This is a genomic window from Streptomyces sp. NPDC006365 (genome assembly GCF_042870755.1).
Lineage (GTDB): Bacteria > Actinomycetota > Actinomycetes > Streptomycetales > Streptomycetaceae > Streptomyces > Streptomyces xiangluensis.
In genome coordinates, this window is the sequence record NZ_JBIAHS010000014.1 from 183622 (window position 1) to 206159 (window position 22538).

General features: G+C 69.8%; 20 protein-coding genes. 13 read left to right on the forward strand and 7 right to left on the reverse strand.

What is annotated here, in order from left to right:
- Window positions 1-130 precede the first annotated feature (130 nt).
- Genes ACFYO0_RS31995 through ACFYO0_RS32015 form a run of 5 tightly spaced genes read left to right on the forward strand, consistent with a single transcriptional unit; the run spans window position 131 to window position 5604 of the window.
- Window positions 131-547 carry a response regulator gene (locus ACFYO0_RS31995; RefSeq protein WP_388683054.1) on the forward strand — a complete coding sequence of 139 codons (417 nt, stop codon included), beginning with the start codon at window positions 131-133 and terminating at the stop codon, window positions 545-547.
- On the forward strand, window positions 547-921 hold the full coding sequence (locus ACFYO0_RS32000; protein ID WP_388683057.1) for a response regulator transcription factor: 375 nt from the start codon (window positions 547-549) through the stop codon (window positions 919-921). Before ACFYO0_RS31995 ends, ACFYO0_RS32000 begins: the two co-directional genes overlap by 1 nt.
- On the forward strand, window positions 918-2018 hold the full coding sequence (locus ACFYO0_RS32005) for a HEAT repeat domain-containing protein (protein WP_388683060.1): 1101 nt from the start codon (window positions 918-920) through the stop codon (window positions 2016-2018). The genes ACFYO0_RS32000 and ACFYO0_RS32005 overlap by 4 nt, the downstream gene beginning before the upstream one ends.
- The gene (locus ACFYO0_RS32010) at window positions 2015-3508 is read left to right on the forward strand and encodes a glycosyltransferase (protein WP_388683062.1); all 1494 of its coding nucleotides are present in this window, start codon (window positions 2015-2017) and stop codon (window positions 3506-3508) included. Before ACFYO0_RS32005 ends, ACFYO0_RS32010 begins: the two co-directional genes overlap by 4 nt.
- A gap of 47 nt (window positions 3509-3555) precedes the next feature.
- Entirely contained in the window at window positions 3556-5604 is a 2049-nt protein-coding gene (locus tag ACFYO0_RS32015; RefSeq protein WP_388683064.1) for an ATP-binding protein, read from the forward strand.
- 24 nt (window positions 5605-5628) lie between these two features.
- On the opposite strand, the gene ACFYO0_RS32020 is transcribed toward ACFYO0_RS32015, so the two are convergent.
- Window positions 5629-6546: a glycoside hydrolase family 16 protein gene (locus tag ACFYO0_RS32020; RefSeq protein WP_388683066.1), complete on the reverse strand. Its 918-nt coding sequence runs from the start codon at window positions 6544-6546 to the stop codon at window positions 5629-5631.
- 241 nt (window positions 6547-6787) lie between these two features.
- Here ACFYO0_RS32020 and ACFYO0_RS32025 point away from each other — a divergent pair, with 241 nt between their 5' ends.
- From ACFYO0_RS32025 to ACFYO0_RS32035, 3 genes are read left to right on the forward strand one after another with little or no spacing between them, the layout of a single operon-like run.
- Window positions 6788-7711: an ABC transporter ATP-binding protein gene (locus ACFYO0_RS32025; protein WP_388683069.1), complete on the forward strand. Its 924-nt coding sequence runs from the start codon at window positions 6788-6790 to the stop codon at window positions 7709-7711.
- 50 nt (window positions 7712-7761) lie between these two features.
- Window positions 7762-8478 carry an ABC transporter permease gene (locus tag ACFYO0_RS32030; protein ID WP_388683173.1) on the forward strand — a complete coding sequence of 239 codons (717 nt, stop codon included), beginning with the start codon at window positions 7762-7764 and terminating at the stop codon, window positions 8476-8478.
- Between the two features lie 53 nt (window positions 8479-8531).
- Window positions 8532-9542, forward strand: coding sequence for a heme A synthase (locus ACFYO0_RS32035; protein ID WP_388683071.1), 1011 nt, complete (start codon window positions 8532-8534; stop codon window positions 9540-9542).
- Window positions 9543-9594: 52 nt separating this feature from the next.
- Here the strand turns inward: ACFYO0_RS32035 and ACFYO0_RS32040 are convergent, their stop codons facing one another.
- From ACFYO0_RS32040 to ACFYO0_RS32055, 4 genes are all read right to left on the reverse strand, one after another.
- Complete coding sequence (locus ACFYO0_RS32040) at window positions 9595-10347, reverse strand: nucleotidyltransferase domain-containing protein (protein WP_388683073.1); 753 nt, start codon at window positions 10345-10347, stop codon at window positions 9595-9597.
- 29 nt (window positions 10348-10376) lie between these two features.
- Window positions 10377-11483: an amidohydrolase family protein gene (locus ACFYO0_RS32045; protein ID WP_388683075.1), complete on the reverse strand. Its 1107-nt coding sequence runs from the start codon at window positions 11481-11483 to the stop codon at window positions 10377-10379.
- Window positions 11484-11587: 104 nt separating this feature from the next.
- A complete protein-coding gene (locus tag ACFYO0_RS32050) occupies window positions 11588-11953 on the reverse strand; it encodes a hypothetical protein (protein WP_388683077.1) in 366 nt (121 codons plus the stop codon).
- Window positions 11954-12052: 99 nt separating this feature from the next.
- Window positions 12053-13006, reverse strand: a complete 954-nt coding sequence (locus ACFYO0_RS32055) for a heme o synthase (RefSeq protein ID WP_388683078.1) — start codon at window positions 13004-13006, stop codon at window positions 12053-12055.
- Between the two features lie 375 nt (window positions 13007-13381).
- Here ACFYO0_RS32055 and tkt point away from each other — a divergent pair, with 375 nt between their 5' ends.
- The 5 genes from tkt to pgl are packed head-to-tail and all read left to right on the forward strand — an operon-like array spanning window position 13382 to window position 20134.
- A complete protein-coding gene (gene tkt, locus ACFYO0_RS32060) occupies window positions 13382-15469 on the forward strand; it encodes a transketolase (protein ID WP_388683080.1) in 2088 nt (695 codons plus the stop codon).
- 34 nt (window positions 15470-15503) lie between these two features.
- A complete protein-coding gene (tal, locus tag ACFYO0_RS32065; protein ID WP_388683081.1) occupies window positions 15504-16622 on the forward strand; it encodes a transaldolase in 1119 nt (372 codons plus the stop codon).
- Between the two features lie 4 nt (window positions 16623-16626).
- Window positions 16627-18165, forward strand: a complete 1539-nt coding sequence (gene zwf / locus ACFYO0_RS32070; protein ID WP_388683083.1) for a glucose-6-phosphate dehydrogenase — start codon at window positions 16627-16629, stop codon at window positions 18163-18165.
- Window positions 18162-19352: a glucose-6-phosphate dehydrogenase assembly protein OpcA gene (gene opcA / locus ACFYO0_RS32075; protein WP_388683085.1), complete on the forward strand. Its 1191-nt coding sequence runs from the start codon at window positions 18162-18164 to the stop codon at window positions 19350-19352. The genes zwf and opcA overlap by 4 nt, the downstream gene beginning before the upstream one ends.
- A complete protein-coding gene (gene pgl / locus ACFYO0_RS32080) occupies window positions 19349-20134 on the forward strand; it encodes a 6-phosphogluconolactonase (protein WP_388683088.1) in 786 nt (261 codons plus the stop codon). The genes opcA and pgl overlap by 4 nt, the downstream gene beginning before the upstream one ends.
- A gap of 119 nt (window positions 20135-20253) precedes the next feature.
- Here pgl and ACFYO0_RS32085 read toward each other — a convergent pair whose 3' ends face one another.
- Together ACFYO0_RS32085 and ACFYO0_RS32090 are read right to left on the reverse strand one after the other, a co-directional pair.
- A complete protein-coding gene (locus ACFYO0_RS32085; RefSeq protein ID WP_388683090.1) occupies window positions 20254-21171 on the reverse strand; it encodes a carbohydrate ABC transporter permease in 918 nt (305 codons plus the stop codon).
- Complete coding sequence (locus ACFYO0_RS32090) at window positions 21168-22538, reverse strand: ABC transporter permease subunit (protein WP_388683092.1); 1371 nt, start codon at window positions 22536-22538, stop codon at window positions 21168-21170. The genes ACFYO0_RS32085 and ACFYO0_RS32090 overlap by 4 nt, the downstream gene beginning before the upstream one ends.

Consider the following 22538-nt stretch of genomic DNA (forward strand, 5'->3'; position numbering starts at 1 on the left):
TTGATCTTTGGTCGACCGCCCGAGCCGGCGTACCAGTGGGGGCTATGGGCCCCATGTGGCGAGAGATCCATATTGACCCTAATTTGGAACTGGCTGCCCCACTTGACCGCCCTACTTGATCGGACTGGCGATGGGCTCTCCCCACGGACTCGTACACGTTCTGGTGATCGAGGACGACCGGGACGTCGGTGCCCTGCTGGAGCGGCATCTCAATGGCCTGGGCTGCCGCGTGACCGTCGCGGACACGGGTGAGGAAGGGCTGGAGCGAGCGTTCGCCGAGCCTCCGGACATGGCGATCATCGACGTGCTGCTGCCCGGCATCGACGGACGGGAAGTCATCCGGAGACTACGGGCGGACGAGCGGACGAAGCGGTGCCACCTCGTCGTCACGTCCGTGCTCAGCCCGGAGGACCTGGTCGAGCTCGCGACGGACGAACTGCTGGCCAAGCCGTTCCGGCAGCCCGCGGTGGCTCGGCTCGTCGACTCCTACCGAAGCTCCGTATCGCGGGGGTCCGGATCGCAGGAGTCCGTATCGCAGGAGGAGTAATGGCTCGTGTCCTGATCGCCGACGACGACGCCGACATCCGGGATCTCGTGGCGTTCAAGCTGGTCCAGAGCGGCCACCAGGTCACAGCCGTGGAGGACGGCATGGCCGCACTGCGAGTGGTGCGCGAACAGCCGCTGGATCTCCTGCTCCTCGACATACGGATGCCGGGGATGTCGGGACTGGACGTCTGCCGCGAGGTGCGCGCGGCGGACGAAACCGCGTCGCTGCCCGTCATCCTGATCACCGCCCGGTCCCAGGAGGGAGACGTCGAACTCGGCTTCGCGGCAGGCGCGGACGACTACATCATCAAGCCCTTCAGCCCTCGCGAACTGTCCAGCCGGGTCACCGCGATGCTCACCCGGGTCGATCGTTGATCAGCACCGGCATCGTCAACTGGGCGCTGATGTGTCTGCTGGCCGTGGTGCTGATGCTGAGCCTGCTGACCGCCGCCTTCCGTGGCGCCCGTACGTACCGCAGGCACAGACGTGAACGGATCGCGGCGCCGGTGCGCGGCCTACTGCTGGAACTGCTGTGCGCGGCGGAGGACGAGCAGGACGAGCTGCTGGACCGCCTCGCGCGGATCGAGAAGCGGACCTGGGCCGCGCTCGAGCCGACGGTGGCGGCGATGGTGGGCAAGGTCTCCGGAAGAGCACGTACGGCGCTGGTCCGGCTGTACGAAGTACGGGGAGCCGCCGACGACGCCGTCGCCGACCTAGGGAGCCGCAGCGCGGCCCGGCGAGGGCGTGCGGCGCACGTCCTCGGGCAACTCGCGCACCGCCCGGCGGCCCCGGCACTGTGCCGGCTGCTCGACGACCGCGACCGGGAGGTGCGGCTGGCCGCGGCAAGGACGCTGGGCCGGACCGGGGATCCGGTGGCCGTGCCGCACCTGCTGAGGAGCCTGTGCGGACCGCGGACCGTGCCGCCCAATCTGGTCACCGCGTCCCTCACCTCCCTCGGACTCGATGCGTGGCCCGGCGTCGCAGCGGGGCTTCGGGACCCGGAACCCCTCGTCCGGGCGGTGGCCATCGAGGCGCTCGGGGTGACCGGCGCCATTTCCCGGGCCCCCGAGGTGGCCCGGGCACTGCGCGAGGACACCGACCTCGAGGTACGAATCCGGGCGGCACGCGCGCTGGGCAGGCTGGGCATGCCCGACGGTCTTCCACCGCTGCGGGCGTCCATCAGGCCCGGCCGGCCGGTCGCCCTGCGGATCGTGGCTGCCGGAGCCCTGGGCAACCTGGGTGCCGTCGCCGCGACGGGCCCGCTGACGGAGCTGCTCGACGACCCGGACCCGCATGTGGCGGGCACGGCGGCGCGGGCACTGCTGCGGCTGGGTCCGGCGGGCGAGTCGGCGCTGCGCGAGGCCGCTGACGGCCGCCCCGAGGCGCCGGCCACCGCGCAGGCCAGGGCCGCGCTCGCGGAGGCGGCGGTCGGCCGCTCGCGTCATGACGTCCTTGGGGAGGTGGCCCTGTGAACGCGGTGGGCGTCGAGAAGTGGGACGGGCTGCTCGGCACGGTGCACGGGCTGGTCGCGTTGTGCGACACCGCCGTCATCATCTACTTCCTCGCCATCAACACCGGCTACCTCGTACTGATCTTCTTCGCCCTCGCCGAGCTCGTCAGGAGGCTGCGCCGGGCCCCCTTCGCCGGCTACGAGGACGCGGCCGGCAGCCCGTTCACCCCGCCCATCTCGGTGATCATGCCCGCGTACAACGAAGCGGCCGGCATCACTGAGGCTGTAAGGGCGATGCTGCTGCTGCACTATCCGGTGTTCGAGGTCGTCGTGGTCGACGACGGCTCCACCGACGGATCACTGGACGCCCTCACGGCCGCCTTCGACCTCGCCGAGGTGGAGCATGTCGTGCCCGAGGACGTCCCCATGCGCGGCAGAGTCACCTCGTTGCATCTGCCCACGGGAGGTCCGGTGCCCCTGGTGGTGGCCCGGAAGGAGAACGGCGGCAAGGCCGACGCGCTCAACGTCGGGATCAACCTGGCGCGCTACCCGTTGCTGTGCATGGTGGACGCCGACTGCATCCTCGACTCGCAGTCCCTGCTCGCCGTGGCCAAACCGTTCAGCGACGACCCGCTGCGGGTGGTGGCCACCGGCGGTGTGGTCGGCGTCGCCAATGGCTGCACCGTCGAGGCCGGACGCGTGGTCAAGGCGCACGTCCCCGCTGACCTTCTGGGGCGCGCACAGGTCGTCGAGTATCTGCGCGCCTTCTTCCTCGGCCGTACCGGCTGGTCGAAGGTGGGCGGGCTGCTGATCATCGCCGGGGCCTTCGGCCTGTTCCGGCGGGACGCGGTGGTCGCGGTGGGCGGCATGGACCCGGACTGCATCGGCGAGGACGCCGAACTCGTCGTCCGCCTCCACCGGCATCTGCGCGAGCGGGGCCGCCGGAACAGCGACTACCGGATCATCTTCGTCACCGAACCGATCTCCTGGAGCGAGGCTCCCTCCAAGCTCCGGGTCCTGGGGCGCCAGCGGCGTCGGTGGCAGCGCGGTCTGACGGAGATCCTGCTCAAGCACCGCCACATGATCGGCAACCCGCGCTACGGCCGCATCGGCCTGGTGGCCCTCCCCTTCTACGTGCTCTTCGAACTGCTGGCCCCACTGGTGGAACTCGCCGGTCTCGTGCTCGTGCCGCTGGGTGTGCTGATCGGCGCGGTCGACGCGGACTTCCTGTGGCGCTTCCTGCTCGCCGCCTACGCCTACGCGATGATCGTCAGCCTGGTGTCGGTCGCGGTGGAGGAGTACGCCTGCCACCGCTTCTCACAGTGGCGGGACCTGTGGGGGGCTGCCGTCGGTGTGTTCGTCGAGAACATCGGCTACCGCCAGTTCACGGCGTGGTGGCGGCTGCGGGGCGTCTGGGACGCGCTGCACCGGTCCCCGCAGGAGTGGGGCTCGATGACGCGCAGCGGATTCGGCCCGCCCGAGCGGGCCCGGGAGGGCGGTGACCGGCATTGAGGATCACAACAGGACGGCGCGGCGTCTACGTTGCACGCCGGCTCGCCATGACCTTCGGACTTCTGATCGCTCTGCTCCTGCTCGTCGGAGCGGGCTCACTGACCACCGCCGAGATGGCGGACGAGCTGCACGATGAGGTCGTCGATCAATTGGAGCCGGTGGTACGCGAGAACCAGGACGTGCACGACCGGGCGGCCCATATGCACCGATCCGTGCGCACGTATCTGCTCACCGGCGACAGGACGGAGCAGAGCAGCTATCTCCGGACGCGTGACGAGGCCTTCGCGATCCTTGCCGCGGCCGGGCGGCATGCCACCGACGCAGCCCGGCGGAATCTCGCGGTGCAGGAACGTCAGCTACGTGCCTACACACGCATGGCCGACCACCAGGCGAAGGCCTCACCCGGCGGCCAAGGGGCCACCCGGCTGACCACACAGGCCGCCCGGCCGTTCGCGGCCTTCGAGGCCGCCAACCACCGGCTGGAGGAACAGCTCAACGCTGACATCGAGCGTCAGGAGGACCGGGCCGACGCGATCCTCGACCTCAGCGCTTTGGTCATCGGCATCCTGCTGGCGGCAGGCGGGGCACTGGCCCTCTACGCGGCGATACGCACCACCCGTTCCCTCACCCGGCCGCTGCACGGCACCGCTCGGGCCCTCCACCGGCTGACCTCGGGCGACCACTCGGCGCGGGCGGAGGAGGAGGGACCGGAGGAGATCAGGGCGGTGGCACGGTCGGTGAACGCGCTCGCCGAGGAGAGCGACCGGCTGCGGACGATCGAGCAGGAGCGCGCCCGACTGGGGAAGACCGCACGGGCCGTCGGTGTCCGCATCCGGGAGCACCTCGACATCGAGCAGGTCCTCGACACCGCGTGCGCCGGAATCGGTGAGGGACTGGAAGCCGACCATGCCTTCGTCCTCCTCGCCGAGGAGGACAGCTCCCTCGTCGGCGTGGCACGCGCCTGGAGTGCGGGAAAGGGACTGCTCCCGGCGCAGGAGCAGCCGATTCCGCCCGTCCCCCTCGAGGTGGTACGCGACCACTACCGGCAGGGAACGGCCTGGTGCCACAACGATCTGCCCACCGCGCCGGCCGAGGGATCACCGCTGCCCGGGGCGCCGGGCTCCTTCGGCAAGGGCGGCCTGCCACAGGCCGCCCGGGCGGCGGCCGAGGCGCTGGGCCTGGTGGGCGTGCTCGTCGTCCCGGTCGGCGTCGGTGACGAACCGCTCGGTGTCGTCCTCCTCGCGCGGACCGGGCCGGACCGCCCCTGGGACCCGGTGGAGATCGAAACCGCCGAGTCCATGGCCGCCGGTGCCGGCCGCGCGCTGCACACCGCGCTGCTCTACAAACAGGAGACGCACCTGGTGGAGAAGCTGCGCGCCCTGGACAAGGCCAAGAGCGACTTCCTGTCCACCGTCTCCCACGAGTTGCGCACCCCGCTGACCAGCATCGTGGGGTACATCGAGCTGCTGAAGGACGAGGACACCGGACCGCTCACCGAGCCGCAGCAGCACATGCTGGACGTCGTCGACCGCAACGCCAACCGCCTGCGGGCGCTCATCGAGGACCTGCTGACCCTGTCGCGCATCGAGTCCGGGGTGTTCGGCTCCAGGAAGGGACCGGTCGACCTGTGCCGGCTGGTGGCATCGGCTGCCGACGCCATCCGGCCGGCCGCCGGGGCCGCCTCCGTCACGGTGGAGACGCACCTGCCCTCCCGGCCCCTGGTGCTGGAGGCGGACAGCGACCAGCTCGACCGGGTCCTGATGAACCTGCTGTCCAACGCCGTGAAGTTCACCCCGGAGGGCGGGAAGGTCACCGTACGCGCCGACGCCCACGACAGCGAGGCGGTCCTGAGCGTCAGCGACACCGGCATCGGCATCCCCGCCGCCGAGCAGGAGAGGCTCTTCCAACGGTTCTTCCGTGCCTCGAACGCGACCGACGCGGCCATTCCGGGCACGGGTCTGGGGCTGACGATCGTCCATACGATCGTGGCGAACCACGGAGGCGAGATCGAGGTGAACTCCGAAGAAGGACGCGGCACCACCTTCACCGCCCTGCTGCCGATCGCCGACGCGAACGGGGCGGCCCCCTCGTCCTGAGCCGCCCCGCCCCACGCGAGCGCCTCAGACGGTGTCCTCGAAGGTCACCCCCCGCGTCCGGTAGTCGGCGACGGCGGGCTGCACCTCGGCGGGGCTGAGGATCTGGTCCTGGACGAAGTACACGTAGTCGACCTTCTCCTCGTACGCACGAGTCTTCCGGCTGCTGGTCCCTGTCAGGTTGATCAGCCAGTGGTTGAAGCGGATGCTCATCGTCGACTCGGGCAGGTACGGCTCGATGTGCCTGGCGAAGAGCCGGCCGTCGATGTAGTAGGTGACGGCCTCACTGTCGACCGTGATGACCAGGTCGTGCCACCCGGCGAAACTGGCGCGCTCCTGGGTGGTCACGTGGTCCTCCTGAGGCGGATCCTCCGCGTACGTCTCCCAGGAGGAGGCGAGCAGCGCGCTGCCGGGGATGCCCCATCCGCCGTTCGGCAGGTACTCGAAGTCGAGTTCGCTGTAGGCCGGGTCCATCGAGTAGTTCAGCGGCGAGATGGTGAAGAACGTCTGCACCATGCGGTCGCCGTCCGGTCCGTAGATCGGCACGTCGCTGAAGCGGACCCGCGCGGCGTAGGTGCCGTAGTGGAACTTGCGCTGCTGGTAGATCTCGGTGTGCTGGGTGCTGCTCGCCGTCCCGCTGGTGCCCGACCGCATTGTCATGATCGAGTTGCCGGACTCGGTGCCGAAGGTGAAGTTCTGCGGCAGCCACGTGGCGCCGGGCACGCCAGGCCCGCCCTGGCCGGACCGCAGGGTCCAGCCGCGCTGGGCGATCCGCGGGTCGGTGTAGCCGGTGTAGTCGAAGTCGTCGAACAGCGCCGGGCCGACGACGGGCTGAGCGCTCGCAGGCGACGTGCCGGGAAGGACGACGAGGGCTGTGCAGAGCAGCCCGAAGGCGAGGAGGCCGGCGGCGGCTCTCAGCCGGGAGCACAAGGTGCTTCTGATCATGCGTCAACTGCCTTTCTGCGGGAGGGAGAAGGCGTCCACCTCCCGCCCTGGGCGGACCATGACAACTGAAGCACCGCCAAAAGTTCGTTATCCGACGATTGCGACCGATTCACCCGAACAGCCCAAAACGCGCGGTGGCAGGAGAGCTGTGTCACTCGAAGCGGAAGGGCCCGGAGGGGGATCGCAGGGGATCGCCAACCCGCCCGTCCTGGGCATTGAGCGCATACCTAGACTCGGGGCCATGCAAAGCGACCCCGTCGTCCAGGTCCAGGCCCTGGTGAAGCGGTACCGCACGAAGACCGCGGTGGATGGCCTCGACCTGGTGGCCGGGGCGGGAATCACCGCCGTACTGGGTCCCAACGGGGCGGGCAAGACGACCACGGTCGAGACCTGCGAGGGGTACCGGAAGCCGGACTCGGGGACGGTACGCGTACTGGGGCTCGATCCGGTGCGCGAGGCCACGGCTCTGCGTCCCCGGATCGGCGTGATGCTCCAGTCCGGCGGCGTCTACTCGGGCGCCCGCGCCGACGAGATGCTCCGCCACATGGCCAAGCTGCACGCGCATCCGCTGGACGTGGACGCGCTGATCGAGCGCCTGGGCCTCGGCAGTTGCGGCCGCACGACGTACCGGCGGCTGTCCGGCGGCCAGCAGCAGCGGCTCGCGCTCGCGATGGCTGTCGTCGGCCGGCCCGAACTGGTCTTCCTGGACGAGCCGACCGCCGGCCTCGATCCGCAGGCGCGCCGGGCCACTTGGGACCTCGTACGCGATCTGCGTGCGGACGGCGTCTCGGTCATCCTGACCACGCACTACATGGACGAGGCCGAGCAGCTCGCCGACGATGTGGCGATCATCGACGCGGGCCGGGTCATCGCCCAGGGCTCCCCCGAGGAACTGTGCCGCGGCGGCGCCGAGAACACGCTCCGCTTCAGCGGCCGTCCCGGCCTCGACATAGGTTCCCTGCTCAAGGCGCTCCCGCCGGACTGCACGGCGGCCGAGCTGACACCGGGCGCGTACCGGGTGGGCGGCAAGGTCGACCCGCAACTGCTCGCGACCGTCACGTCCTGGTGCGCCCAGCACGGGGTGATGCCGGAGAAGATCTCGGTGGAACGGCACACCCTGGAGGACGTGTTTTTGGAAATGACCGGCAAGGAGCTGCGTTCGTGACCACCGCCGGCACGTACACCCCGAAGCCGGGGGCGGCGCCACTGACCCGCATGATCGCGGCGCAGGCGGCCCTCGAGACGAAGATGCTGCTGCGCAACGGCGAGCAGTTGCTGCTGACGGTCGTCATCCCCACGCTGCTGCTCGTGCTGTTCAGCTCGGTCGACGTCGTCGACACGGGCGAGGGCGAGGCGGTCGACTTCCTGGCGCCCGGCATCCTGGCGCTCGCGGTGATGTCGACGGCGTTCACGGGCCAGGCCATCGCCACGGGCTTCGAGCGGCGGTACGGCGTCCTGAAGCGGCTCGCCACCTCACCGCTCCCCCGCTGGGGGCTTATGGCGGCGAAGACGCTCTCCGTGCTGGTCACGGAGATCCTCCAGGTGATCCTGGTGACAGTGATCGCCTTCTCCCTCGGCTGGTCGCCACACGGCAACCCCCTCGCCGTCCTGCTTCTGCTCGTCCTCGGCACGGCCGCCTTCTCGGGTCTCGGCCTGCTGATGGCGGGCACGCTGAAGGCGGAGGCGACGCTGGCCGCCGCCAACCTGGTGTTCCTGCTGCTGCTCGTGGGCGGCGGGGTCGTCGTCCCGCTCGACAGGTTCCCGGACACGGCCCAGTCCCTGCTCGGCCTGCTGCCGATCTCGGCCCTCTCGGACGGGTTGAGGGACGTGCTCCAGCACGGCGCCGGGATGCCGTGGGGGAACCTCGGCATCCTGACCGTGTGGGGAGTCGTCGGTCTCACGGCCGCCGCCCGTTTCTTCCGCTGGGAGTAGGGCGGAGTGCACGTCTCCCCCCTCGTGAAGGCGTGCACAAGCGGCCGCCTACCATGGTGCGCGTGCCGAATCTGACCCGCGCCGTTGCCGTCGAGGCCGTGCGCAACCCCCTCGCCTTCATCGCCGAACGCTGGACCCCGATGCCCCGGACGGTTCAGCGAGCGGCCCTCGCCGCGCTCGTCATGGCGGTGGTCATCGTGGTCACCGGCGGTGCCGTACGTCTGACCGGCTCGGGGCTCGGCTGCCCGACCTGGCCCAAGTGCACCGACGACTCGCTGACCAACACGAGCGAGATGGGCATCCACGGCGTCATCGAGTTCGGCAACCGGATGCTGACGTACGTACTGAGCGCCGCGGTCGGCTGGGCGATCATCGCGGCGCGCTCCGCGAAGCCGTACCGGCGTGGCCTCACCCGCCTCGGCTGGGCGCAGTTCTGGGTCGTCATGGGCAACGCGGTGCTCGGCGGCATCGTCGTCCTGGTCGGCCTCAACCCGTACACGGTCGCCGCCCACTTCCTGCTCTCCTCCGCACTGATCGCCGTCGCCACCGTCATGTGGCAGCGCACCCGGGAGGGCGACTCCGCGCCGCGTCCGCTGGTCGGCAAGTCGGTGCAGCAGCTCGTATGGGCCCTGGTCGCCGTCACAGCCCTACTCATCGCGGTGGGCACGGTGGTCACGGGTGCGGGCCCGCACGCCGGTGACTCGAGGGAGGTCGAGCGGATCCCGCTGGACTGGGAGAACATCACCAGGCTGCATGCCGTCCTGGCCTGGATCGTGGTGACGATGGCCTTCACCCTGTGGTTCGTCCTGCGAGCCGTCGACGCCCCCAAGGATCCGCTCCACCGCACCCGTGACCTCTTCCTGGTGCTCCTCGGGCAGGGTGCCATCGGGTACGTCCAGTACTTCACCGACCTTCCGGAGGTTCTGGTCGGCCTCCACATGCTCGGCTCCTGCCTGGTGTGGATCGCCACGCTGAGGGTGCTGCTGTCGCTGCGGGAGCGGCATGAGGCCGTGGAGGTTCCGGGGCCGGGGCAGTCGACGGAACGGGTCGCCACGCGCGCGTAGGTACGAAACGTGCCTGACGCGCGCGTGCGTCACGCGTAGGTCCGTACGTGCGTCATGCGTAGGCCCGTACGAGGCTGTCGATCGCCGGCCCGAGGTAGGCCCTGGTCAGCTCGGCCCTGCGTGCGGTCCACTCCTCACTCGGCACCGCACCGGGGCCCTCGTACCGCCGCCGTCTGACGTCCTCGACCACCTCGACGGGCGCACCGAGTGCGGGCAGCAGCTCCAGTGCCTCTCGCTTGGTGATCAGCCGCCCGTCCTTCAGGGTGACTGCGGCACGGGCGTGCGTGACGAGCCCGTAGTCCACCCAGATGTCCTGCGTCCAGTTGCTCGCCCGGTCGACCTCCCGCCGCAAGAAGTCCCGCTGGTCGCGCACGACGAACTCGGCGAGCTCATGGTCCGGCACAGGTGGCAGCAGGCCCGTGGGCGGCTCGCCGTGCAGGACCAGCCCGAAGCTGTGCAGCTCGCGCCGTGTAACCGGCGTGACGGGGAACTTGCCCAGGTGCTCGTGTCTCCAGATGAGGTGCCGTCGCTCCGCGCCTGCCGCAGTCCCGGGTGTCAGATAGGCGCAGTGCAACTTGCCTACGAGCGCCTCGTCGCGCATACGGGCGTGCAGCCGCGCCACCTGCCAGACCGTTCTCGCCGTGATCGGATCGTCCAGGATCGCGATCAGGTCCAGGTCGCTGCGGCCCTCCTGGTAATCGCCACCGCCGAGTGAGCCGTGCGCCCATACGGCGACGGGGGCCAGATCGCGCAGTTCGGTGAGGAAGCGGTCGAGGAGCCGGTCGGTCGCGTCGCTGCGTGTCATGCCCCCAGTCTGCGCACGGTGCGGGCGGCTCACTCCAGCCCGTACACCCGCCGCGCGTTTTCCGCCGCGATCAGCCCGGCCACCCGCTGCGCGTCGGACAGCGACCACGCCCCCTCGGCCACCCAGGTACCGAGGACCCGGGCCAGCGACTCGCGGAAGAGGCGGGCGCCGACCACATGGAGTTCGGGCAGGCCGTGGGCGCCGGAGGAGAAGAGGAGCTTGCCGAAGGGGGCGAGTTCGAGGATCTCGGAGAGTACGGCGGAGGCGCGGGCGCCCGTACGGACGAGGGAGGCGCCCAGGTCGGCGTACACATGCGGGAAGACCCCGGTCAGATGCGCCGCGTGCCGGTGGTACGGGTAGCCGTGCAGCAGGACCAGGTCGGTGCCGAGGCCGGCCGTGGCGCGGGCGAAGTCGGTGAGCAGGACGGGGTCGGTGCGGTCGATGCGCAGGTCCCCTTCGCCGAGTCCCGCGTGCAGTTGGAGCGGGCGGCCCGACGCGACGGCGACCCACAGGAGGTGCCGAAGCAGCACCGGGTCGGACAGGGTGCCGCCGACGCGGCGTCCGGCGAGCCAGCGGCCCGCCGCACCCCGGACCTCCCCCGGGCCCGGCGGCTCGGGCGCCAGCGCCAGACCGTGCCGTGCGCCCGCCACCGACGTGAACGCCACGGCGTTCGCCGCCGCCGCGTGCACCGACTCGGCGAGGTTGGCAAGAAACGACTCGACGGTTCCGGACGTGTCGGCGACCTGTTCGGCGAGCAGTTCCAGGCGGACGATCTCGTGGGCGTCGGCGCCGCCGGCCGAGGCCATCTCGCCGGGTCCTGTCAGATCGCCCGGCAGCCCGGTGTCGACCAGATAGGTCGTGATCCCGCTGCCCCGCAACAGCCTGCGCCCCGACTCCAGTACGCCCAGCTCACGGCGTCGCGCGAGATAGCGGGCGGGCGGACAGTGCGGTTCCAGACCGAGCAGGGGCGGGCACCAGCGGCGTACGGCGAACCCGGTCTGGGTGTCGAAGAAGGTCGTGCCCGCGGCCGGCCTGCCCTCACCCCGGGCGAGGTGGGCCTCGAAGGTGCCCAGGCCCAGCTCTGTCCGCAGCACGCCATGGCAGTACTGGTCCACCAGCGACGGCGTTTCGATCATCGGGACTCCCCCGCGAGTGGGCCCTGCCTTTACAGGTCCTAACGGGTGAGCCGGGGGTCAGGTGCTGGTTACGGTCGCGGAAGTACGAAAACCGCCGGTTGCCGTCAGTCGTTACGGGGGCCGCCCAGCTGGATCCCCGCCATCCGCGTCCACTCGTAGCGCCCCGTCTTCACCTTCGCCGCGAAGTCGCCGTCGAAGGACTCGTGGACGGTGATGCCGGACTTCTGGACCGCCTGCTCGGCCATCGCGTGGGTCGGGGCCACGAGGTCGCCCCACTCGCCGTCCTCGCCGACGAGGACGATGCGGGCGCCGCGCTGTCCCAGGTAAGCGATCTGTCCCTCGGCGCCGCCGTGCGCCTTGGCGAAGGACGAGATCTGCTTGGTGAGGCGCGCCACACGACGCTCCGACCTGGCGGCCTTCTTGCGGTCCGCGGCCTCGTCGGCCTGCTGGGTGTCTGCCGTATCTGCCATGGTCAGGATGCTACCGACGGGTAGATCAAACGGCGACGGGCGGGGTGCGTGGCCTTGACCACGCCCCCGCCCGTCGCCGTACGAGCCGGGCGAAAGCGGCTATCGCAGGAAGGGGTCCACCGCCACTGCCACGAACAGCAGCGAGACGTACGTGATGGACCAGTGGAAGAGGCGCATCTCCTTGAGCTTCGCGCCCACGGCCCCGTCCTTGGCGCGGGCCTGCAGCCCGTGCGCCTCCCAGAGCCAGAAGCCGCCGGTCACCAGGGCGACGGCCGTGTAGAACCAGCCGGTGTAGCCCAGCGGCGTCAGCAGGAGAGAGACGGCGACCATCGCCCAGCTGTAGAGGACGATCTGCCGTGCGACGACCTTGTTGGAGGCGATGACCGGAAGCATCGGCACGCCCACGCGCGCGTAGTCGTCCCGCACCCTCATCGACAGCGGCCAGTAGTGCGGCGGCGTCCAGAAGAACATGACGAGGAAGAGGATGACCGGGGCCCAGGACAGGGAGTTGGTGACGGAGGACCAGCCGATGAGGACGGGCAGACAGCCCGCGATGCCGCCCCAGACGATGTTCTGCGATGTACGCCTCTTGAGGATCATCGTGTAGACGACGACGTAGAAGAGGAGGGCCCCCAGCGAGAGCCAGGCGGACAGCCAGTTGACGGTCAGGCCGAACAGCAGGGTCGAGGCGATGGCGAGCGTGATGCCGAAGACCAGGCACTCGCGGGGGCTGACCATGCCGGTGACCAGTGGGCGCTGCGAGGTGCGCGCCATGAGGGCGTCGATGTCACGGTCGATGTACATGTTCAGCGCGTTGGCGCCGCCCGCGGACAGGTAACCGCCGACGCAGGTGAGGAGGACGAGCTGGAGGTCGGGCACGCCCTGCTGGGCGAGGAACATCACCGGCACGGTGGTGATCAGCAGCAGCTCGATGATCCGCGGCTTGGTGAGAGCAATGAACGCCTTGATGCGGGCCCCGAACGGCCGGTGCTTCGTGCTCTGACTCGTCCCGAGCACACCCGCAGGACGGGATTCAACGGCCGTCACGTACACCCCTACAGAGACATCCCAGCGAGCCCCGAGTGTGAACTCCGGGTAAAGGCCCGCGCGTACCACGCCACTGTAGACGTTGCCCAGACCCCGCTCTTCGCGGGGGTCGGGTCGTGTTGGAGAGGGCCCCAGGAAGGCTTCGGCATCCCTTGATTCGGCTTGATTGAGCGCTCGGAACATCGGCTGCGTATTCACGTTCATTCCCCGCCGGACCGTGGAACGCGCCGGTCAGGGGGCAGTGCCGGAACACTCACGGCACTGTGGAATGACTCGAATAAATGCGTGTTCTTACGGGGGTAGGCTCGACAACGGCCGGTGGGCGCGCATGTGCACCGGCATTCGACATGTGGAACATGTGGAGAGGAGCCCTGACTCAGGGTGAGCACCAAGCCGACCACCACAGACCTCGAGTGGACCGAATTGGACCAGCGAGCCGTCGACACGGCCCGCATCCTGGCCGCCGATGCCGTACAGAAGGTCGGCAACGGCCATCCGGGTACGGCGATGAGCCTGGCACCCGCCGCATACACCCTCTTCCAGAAGGTGATGCGGCATGACCCGGCAGACCCGGACTGGACGGGACGGGACCGTTTCGTCCTCTCCGCCGGCCATTCCTCCCTGACCCTCTACACCCAGCTGTACCTCGCCGGGTTCGGCCTGGAGCTGGACGACCTGAAGGCCTTCAGGACGTGGGGGTCGAAGACCCCGGGCCATCCCGAGTACGGGCACACGGCGGGCGTGGAGACGACGACGGGCCCGCTCGGCCAGGGCGTCGCCAACGCGGTGGGCATGGCGATGGCCGCCCGCTACGAGCGCGGTCTGTTCGACCCGGAGGCCGCCCCCGGCACCTCCCCGTTCGACCACTACATCTACGCCATCGCGGGTGACGGCTGCCTCCAGGAGGGCATCTCCGCCGAGGCCTCGTCCTTGGCCGGCCACCAGAAGCTGGGCAACCTGGTCCTGCTGTGGGACGACAACCACATCTCGATCGAGGGCGACACCGAGGCGGCGGTCTCCGAGGACACGGCTCTGCGGTACGAGGCGTACGGCTGGCATGTGCAGCGCGTGCAGCCGAAGGAGAACGGCGACCTCGACCCGGCCGCGCTGTACGAGGCGATCCAGAAGGCCAAGGCCGTCACCGACAAGCCGTCGTTCATCGCGATGCGCTCGATCATCGCCTGGCCGGCCCCGAACGCGCAGAACACCGAGGCCGCGCACGGCTCGGCGCTCGGCGACGACGAGGTCGCCGCCACCAAGCGCGTCCTCGGCTTCGACCCGGAGAAGTCCTTCGAGGTCGCCGACGAGGTCATCACGCACACCCGCGCACTGGGCGACCGCGGCCGTGAGGCCCGCGCCGAGTGGGAGAAGTCACTCGCCGCCTGGCGCACGGCCAACCCGCAGCGCGCCGCCGAGTTCGACCGTGTCAACGCGGGTGAGCTGCCCGAGGGCTGGGAGTCGCATCTGCCCGTCTTCGAGCCGGGCAAGGGCGTGGCCACGCGTGCCGCCTCCGGCAAGGTGCTCCAGGCGCTCGGCGCGGTCATCCCCGAACTGTGGGGCGGCTCCGCCGACTTGGCGGGCTCCAACAACACCACGATCGACAAGACGAGTTCGTTCCTTCCGCAGGGCAACCCGCTCACCGAGGCCGATCCGTACGGCCGCACGATCCACTTCGGCATCCGCGAGCACGCCATGGCCGCGGAGATGAACGGCATCGCGCTGCACGGCAACACCCGCATCTACGGCGGTACGTTCCTGGTGTTCTCCGACTACATGCGCAACGCGGTGCGCCTGTCGGCCCTGATGCACCTGCCGGTGACGTACGTATGGACGCACGACTCCATCGGTCTCGGCGAGGACGGCCCTACGCACCAGCCGGTCGAGCACCTGGCCTCGCTGCGCGCGATCCCGGGCCTGAACATCGTCCGTCCCGCGGACGCGAACGAGACCGCGATCGCCTGGCGCGAGATCCTCAAGCGCTGCACCAAGGAGTTCGGCAAGGGCGCTCCGCACGGTCTCGCGCTGACCCGTCAGGGCGTGCCGACGTACGAGCCCAACGAGGGAGCGGCGAAGGGCGGTTACGTGCTCTTCGACGCAGAGGGTGGCGAGCCGCAGGTCGTGCTGATCGCGACCGGTTCCGAGGTGCATGTCGCCGTCGAGGCGCGCGAGCAGCTCCAGGCCGCCGGGGTGCCGACGCGGGTGGTGTCCATGCCGTCCGTGGAGTGGTTCGAGGAGCAGGACCAGGGGTACCGGGACAGCGTCCTGCCGCCGTCCGTCACGGCGCGTGTCGCGGTCGAGGCCGGGGTCGGTCTGACCTGGCACAAGTACGTGGGGGACGCCGGTCGCATCGTTTCCCTGGAGCACTTCGGTGCTTCGGCCGACGGCAAGGTCCTCTTCCGCGAGTTCGGCTTCACTGCCGAGAACGTCGCATCCGCCGCCCGGGAATCGATCGCCGCAGCCCAGCGCTGACGCTGACATACGACACGTAGGAGATGCATTTTCCATGACAGACGCACTGAAGCGCCTCTCCGAAGAAGGCGTCGCGATCTGGCTGGACGACCTGTCGCGCAAGCGGATCACGTCCGGCAACCTCGCCGAGCTGATCGACCAGCAGCACGTCGTGGGCGTCACGACCAATCCGTCGATCTTCCAGAAGGCGATCTCGAGCGGTGACGGGTACGAGCAGCAGGTCGCCGACCTCGCCGCCCGTGAGGTCACCGTCGAGGAGGCCATCCGCATGATCACGACGGCGGACGTCCGCGACGCCGCCGACATCCTGCGCCCGGTCTTCGACGCCACCGGCGGCCAGGACGGCCGGGTCTCGATCGAGGTCGACCCGCGTCTCGCGCACAACACGCGGGCGACGGTCGCCGAGGCCAAGCAGCTCGCCTGGCTGGTGGACCGCCCGAACACGCTCATCAAGATCCCGGCCACCCGGGGCGGCCTCCCGGCGATCACCGAGACGATCGGCAACGGCATCAGCGTGAACGTCACGCTGATCTTCTCGCTGGAGCGCTACCGCGAGGTCATGGACGCCTACCTGAGCGGTCTGGAGAAGGCCAAGGCCAAGGGCCTGGACCTGTCCAAGATCCACTCCGTGGCGTCCTTCTTCGTGTCGCGCGTGGACACCGAGATCGACAAGCGGATCGACGCCATGGGCACCGACGAGGCCAAGGCCGCCCGCGGCAAGGCGGGCGTCGCCAACGCGCGGCTCGCCTACCAGGCGTACGAGGAGGTCTTCTCCTCGGACCGCTGGGCGGCCCTCGACAAGGCGCAGGCCAACAAGCAGCGTCCACTGTGGGCCTCGACCGGCGTCAAGGACAAGGCGTACAAGGACACCCTGTACGTCGACGACCTGGTCGCGCCGAACACGGTGAACACGATGCCGGAGGCCACCCTCTTCGCCACCGAGGAGCACGGCGAGATCACCGGCAACACCATCGCGGGTACGTACGAGCAGGCCCGCGCCGACCTCGACGCGCTCGAGAAGATCGGCATCTCGTACGACGAGGTGGTCCAGCTGCTGGAGGACGAGGGCGTCGAGAAGTTCGAGGCGTCCTGGAACGACCTGCTCAAGTCGACCGAGGCGGAGCTCAAGCGCCTCGCCCCCTCGGAGGGCTGAGATCTTGACTCCTTCTCCCGACACCGGGGCGAATCCGCTTCGTGACGCCGCAGACCGACGGCTCCCGCGTATCGCGGGGCCGTCGGGCCTCGTCATCTTCGGCGTCACGGGCGATTTGTCCCGTAAGAAGCTGATGCCCGCTGTCTACGACCTCGCCAACCGCGGCCTGCTGCCGCCGGGTTTCTCGCTCGTCGGCTTCGCCCGCCGCGAGTGGGCGGACGAGGACTTCGCGCAGGAAGTCCACGACGCGGTCAAGGAGCACGCCCGTACCCCCTTCCGTGAGGAGGTGTGGCAGCAGCTCATCCAGGGCATGCGGTTCGTCCAGGGCACCTTCGACGACGACGACGCCTTCGAGAACCTGAAGGCGACCATAGAGGACCTCGACAAAGCGCAGGGCACGGGCGGCAACTTCGCCTTCTATCTGTCCGTACCGCCGAAGTTCTTCCCCAAGGTCGTGCAGCAGCTCAAGAAGCACGGCCTGGCCGACCAGAAGGACGGCTCCTGGCGCCGCGCGGTCATCGAGAAGCCGTTCGGCCACGACCTGAAGTCGGCCGAGGAGCTCAACCGGATCGTGCACGAGGTCTTCTCCCCTGACCAGGTCTTCCGTATCGACCACTATCTGGGCAAGGAGACCGTTCAGAACATCCTGGCGCTGCGCTTCGCCAACCAGATGTTCGAGCCGATCTGGACCCGTTCGTTCGTCGACCACGTCCAGATCACGATGGCCGAGGACATCGGCATCGGTGGCCGCGCCGGCTACTACGACGGAATCGGCGCCGCCCGCGACGTCATCCAGAACCATCTGCTCCAGCTGCTCGCGCTGACCGCGATGGAGGAGCCCGCCTCCTTCGACGCGGACGCGCTGGCCGCCGAGAAGACGAAGGTGCTGGGTGCGGTGAAGCTGCCCAAGGACCTCGGCCGCAACACCGTGTTCGCACAGTACGCAGCGGGCTGGCAGGGCGGCGAGAAGGTCATCGGCTACCTCGAAGAGGACGGCATCGACCCCAAGTCGAAGACCGACACCTACGCGGCCGTCAAGCTGGAGGTGGACAACCGGCGTTGGGCAGGCGTCCCCTTCTATCTGCGCACGGGCAAGCGCCTGGGCCGCCGTGTCACGGAGATCGCGGTCGTCTTCCAGCGCGCCCCGCACTCCCCCTTCGACCACACGGCGACGGAGGAGCTGGGCCAGAACGCGCTGGTCATCCGCGTCCAGCCGGACGAGGGCGTCACGGTCCGCTTCGGCTCCAAGGTGCCCGGCACCTCCATGGAGGTCCGGGACGTGTCGATGGACTTCGCGTACGGCGAGTCCTTCACGGAGTCCAGTCCGGAGGCGTACGAGCGGCTGATCCTCGACGTGCTCCTCGGCGACGCGAACCTCTTCCCGCGCACCGAAGAGGTCGAGCTGTCCTGGGAGATCCTCGACCCGATCGAGGAGTACTGGGACAAGCACGGCAAGCCCGCGCAGTACCCGTCGGGCACCTGGGGCCCGGCCGAGGCGGACGAAATGCTTCAGCGAGATGGACGGAGCTGGCGCCGGCCATGAAAATCGACCTCACGGACACCACAGCCAGCAAGATCAACAAGGCGCTGGTGCAGGGCCGCCGGGCCATCGGCACCCCCGCCGTCGGCATGGTCCTCACCCTCGTCATCGTCACCGACGAGGAGAACGCCTACGACGCGCTGAAGGCCGCCAGCGAGGCGTCCCGCGAACACCCCTCGCGCACCCTCGTGGTCATCAAGCGCATCTCCCGCTCCCCCCGCGACCGCACTACCTCGCGGCTCGACGCCGAGGTACGGGTCGGCGCGGACGCGGGCACCGGCGAGACGGTGATACTGCGGCTGTACGGCGAGGTGGTCGACCACGCTCAGTCGGTGGTCCTGCCCCTGCTGCTGCCGGACGCGCCGGTCGTCGTCTGGTGGCCGGTGAACGCGCCGCTCGACCCCGCCCAGGACCCACTGGGCGCCCTGGCGCAGCGCCGCGTCACCGACACATACGCCGCCGAGCAGCCCGTACGGGAACTCGGTGCCCGCGCCGACGCCTACACCCCCGGCGACACGGACCTGTCGTGGACCCGCATCACGCCCTGGCGTTCGATGCTGGCCGCGGCCCTGGACCAGGTCACCTGCGAGGTCACCTCGGTCGAGGTGGAGGGCGAGGAGTTCAACCCGAGCTGCGAGTTGCTCGCCATGTGGCTCGCGGACCGGCTCGATGTCCCGGTCAAGCGCTCGCTGTCCTCTGGACCGGGTCTCACCTCCGTCCGGATGGCCACCAGCTCCGGACCGATCGTCCTGGACCGCGCCGACGGTTCCCTGGCGACGCTTTCCATCCAGGGCCAGCCCGACCGGGCGGTGGCACTGAACCGCCGCGACACGGCCGAGCTGATAGCTGAGGAACTGCGGCGGCTGGACCCCGACGACACATATGCCTCGGCGCTGCGGTTCGGCGTGGAACGGCTCGGCAGCGGGGGCTTCAAGTCCGGTTCGCTCGCCGGCGGTTCCGCGGGCGGATGGGCTGAGGGCTCCGGGGACAGTGCCTCCGGGACGGCTGCTGCGGCGGCGGGGTCCCGAGCGGCGGCCTTCCGGGCCGGGGTCTCCGGAGCGGGGACTTCTGACGCCGGGGCTTCCGCTGCAGAGGCACCGGCTGAGGCGTCCGCCGATGAGCCGGCGAAGGAGGCCGACAAGGCTCCGGCCACCCCTGCCGACTTGGCCAAGAGGGTGGCGTCCAAGTGAGCACCGCGCCGCAGCTCGTCGTCCACCACGACAAGGAACTGATGGCCCAGGCCGCAGCGGCCCGGCTCATCACGAAGATCGTGGACGCCCAGGCCTCCCGGGGCTACGCCTCGGTGGTGCTCACCGGCGGGCGTAACGGCAACGGCCTCCTCGCGGCGCTGAGTTCGGCACCCGCGCGGGATGCCATCGACTGGGGCCGCCTGGACCTGTGGTGGGGTGACGAGCGGTTCCTGCCCGAGGGCGACCCGGACCGCAATGTCACCCAGGCCCGCGAGGCGCTCCTCGACTCCGTACCGCTGGATCCGCACCGCGTGCATGCCATGCCCGCGTCGGACGGCCCGTACGGCAAGGACGCCGACGCGGCGGCGGAGGCGTACGCCGGCGAGCTGGCCAAGGCCTCAGGCCCGGAGAACCATGGCACCGTCCCCACCTTCGACGTCCTGATGCTGGGCGTCGGCCCGGACACGCACGTGGCGTCGCTCTTCCCGGAGCTGCCCGCCGTACGGGAAACCGAGCGCATGGTGGTCGGCGTACACGGCGCGCCCAAGCCCCCGCCGACCCGTATCACGCTGACCCTGCCCGCGATCCGGGCGGCTCGCGAGGTGTGGCTCCTGGCCGCGGGCGAGGACAAAGCGACGGCAGCGGCCATCGCGCTCTCGGGAGCGGGCGAGATCCAGGCCCCGGCAGCGGGCGCCTACGGGCGTGCCCGCACCCTTTGGCTCCTGGACACCGCGGCGGCCTCGCAGCTGCCGAGGGCCCTTTACCCGCCGGCTTCGCCCTGACCGACTGAGCGGATACGACGGCGCCCCGCCACCAGGAGCAACCTGGTGACGGGGCGTACGTGTGTCAGACGGGGCGTGCGTGTGTCAGGGGCACGACGCAGCCGTATGACGGTCGCCGTTCATTTGACCGACCCCGCCATCACCCCCTGCACGAAGTGCCGCTGAAAGGCGAAGAAAACCACCACGGGCACGACGAGGGACAGAAACGCCCCCGGCGCCAGCACATCGATGTTGCTCCCGAACTGCCGTATCTGCGACTGGAGTGCCACGGTGAGCGGCTGCGAGGACGTGCCGGCGAACAACAGCGCCACCAGCATGTCGTTCCACACCCACAGGAACTGGAAGATCGCCAGACTGGCGAGGGCCGGTCGGCCCACCGGCAGCACGAGCCGGGTGAAGATCCGCCACTCACTGCCGCCGTCCATGCGGGCCGCCTCCAACATCTCCCGCGGTATCTCGGCGAAGTAGTTGCGCAGCAGGAAGACGGCGAACGGCAGTCCATAGGCGACATGAAAGAGCACGACGCCGGGAATCGTGCCGAACAGCCCGAGCTGGCCGAAGAGTTTGGCCACCGGCAGCAGTCCGATCTGCACCGGCACCACCAGCAGCGCCACCACGAGCAGGAACAGTGGCTCGCGGCCGGGGAAGTCCAGCCAGGCGAAGGCGTATCCGGCGAGCGCCGCGATCACGACGACCAGCACGGTGGTCGGCACCGAGATCAGTACGGTGTTCCAGAAGGCCTGCGTCATGCCGGAGTTGCCGAGCAGCGCGGAGTAGTTCTCGAAGGACAGCTGCCCGGGGCTGGTCAGCGAGGTCCACCAGCCTCCGCTCGCGTTTTCCTGAGCGGAGCGGAGCGAGGAGAGGAAGAGCCCGGCGAGCGGCGTGAGCCAGACCAGGCCGACGACCACGAGAAACGCCTGGATCAGACTGCTGCCGAGCCAGCGCCCGAGCCGGTCCCTGGACCGCCGCGGCGCGGGTGCGGCGAGGGGCGTCGGCCCCTTCGCCACGGTCCGGCGGTCGGTTGCGGTGACGGTCATGACTGGCTCCTGCGGAAACGGCGGACGTTGAAGACCATGGCGGGGATCACCAGCAGCAGGAGCAGCACACCGAGCGCGCTGCCCAGGCCCTGGTTGTTGCCGCCGCCGAAGGACACCAGCCACATCTGCGTGGCCAGTACGGTGGCGTCCTCCTGCACGGGCCCGGGCGCGATGATGTAGACGAGGTCGAAGACCTTCATCACGTTGATCACCAGGGTCACGAAGACCACGGTCAGTACGGGCGCGAGCAGCGGCACGGTGATCCGCCGGAACACCTGCCATTCATTGGCGCCGTCCATCCGGGCCGCCTCCAGAGTGTCGCGCGGCAGCGTGGCGAGCCCGGCGCCGATCAGCACCATGGCGAAACCGGTCCAGATCCACAGATACGCGCCGATGATGGCCGGGGTGACCAGGGCCGGGCCGAGCCAGGAGACGCCTTCGTAGGGCGGGGCGAAGTTCTCCGCCGGCAGCCGCACCGTGTACGAGCCCGGGTCGAGACCTTGGAAGCGGAAGGAACCGTCGGCCCCGGTCGTGGCGGTGGCCACGGTCTTCCCGTCGCGCACCGCCTCGACCCGCACCTTCGGCAGCCCGCTCTCCGCCTTGTCGACCTTGCCCTGCACCCCGCCTCCGCCGGGCGTGAAGTCCAGATAGACGACACCGCGCAGCTCGTCTCCGGCTGCTTTCTGCGCGGCCGCCGCGTATGCGGGCTTCGCGTTGGCGGCCAGCTCCTTGGGCGGTACGCCGACCAGTCCGAGGCCGACCGTCCGGCCGGGGGACGCCGCGGCGGACAGGCGGTACGAGCCGTCCGGGCTCTTGGTCAAACCCTGGCCGTCCCGGGCTCGGGCGGTCGGGTACGAGGAGGTGCCCTTGAAGGCGTCGTGCACCCCGACCACGGCGGCGTTCAGCACGCCCTTGTCGGGGTCCTCGTCGTACGCGAGCCGGAAGATGATGCCCGCGGCCAGGAAGGAGACCGCCATGGGCATGAACAGCAGGAGCTTGAACGCCGTGGCCCAGCGGATCTTCTCGACCAGGACGGCGAGGATCAGCCCGAGCCCGGTGAGCAGCATTGGGGCGACGACCACCCACACGGTGGTGTTGCGGATGGCCTTGAGCGTCGCCGGATCGCGGAACATCTCGGCGTAGTTCTCACCGCCGACGAACCGGGTGCCGGAGGCGTCGAAGAAGCTCCGGCCGACCGAGAACAGCACAGGGTAGACGACGAGGGCGCCGAGCAGGACCAGCGCGGGCAGGACGAAGGCCACGGCGATGATCCGGGTACGCCGCCGGGCACGGCGCCTGCCGTCGGCAGACCCGGACGGCCGGGGATTCGGGGCCGTGCCGGGTGCGGTGGTGACAGCGGTGGTCAT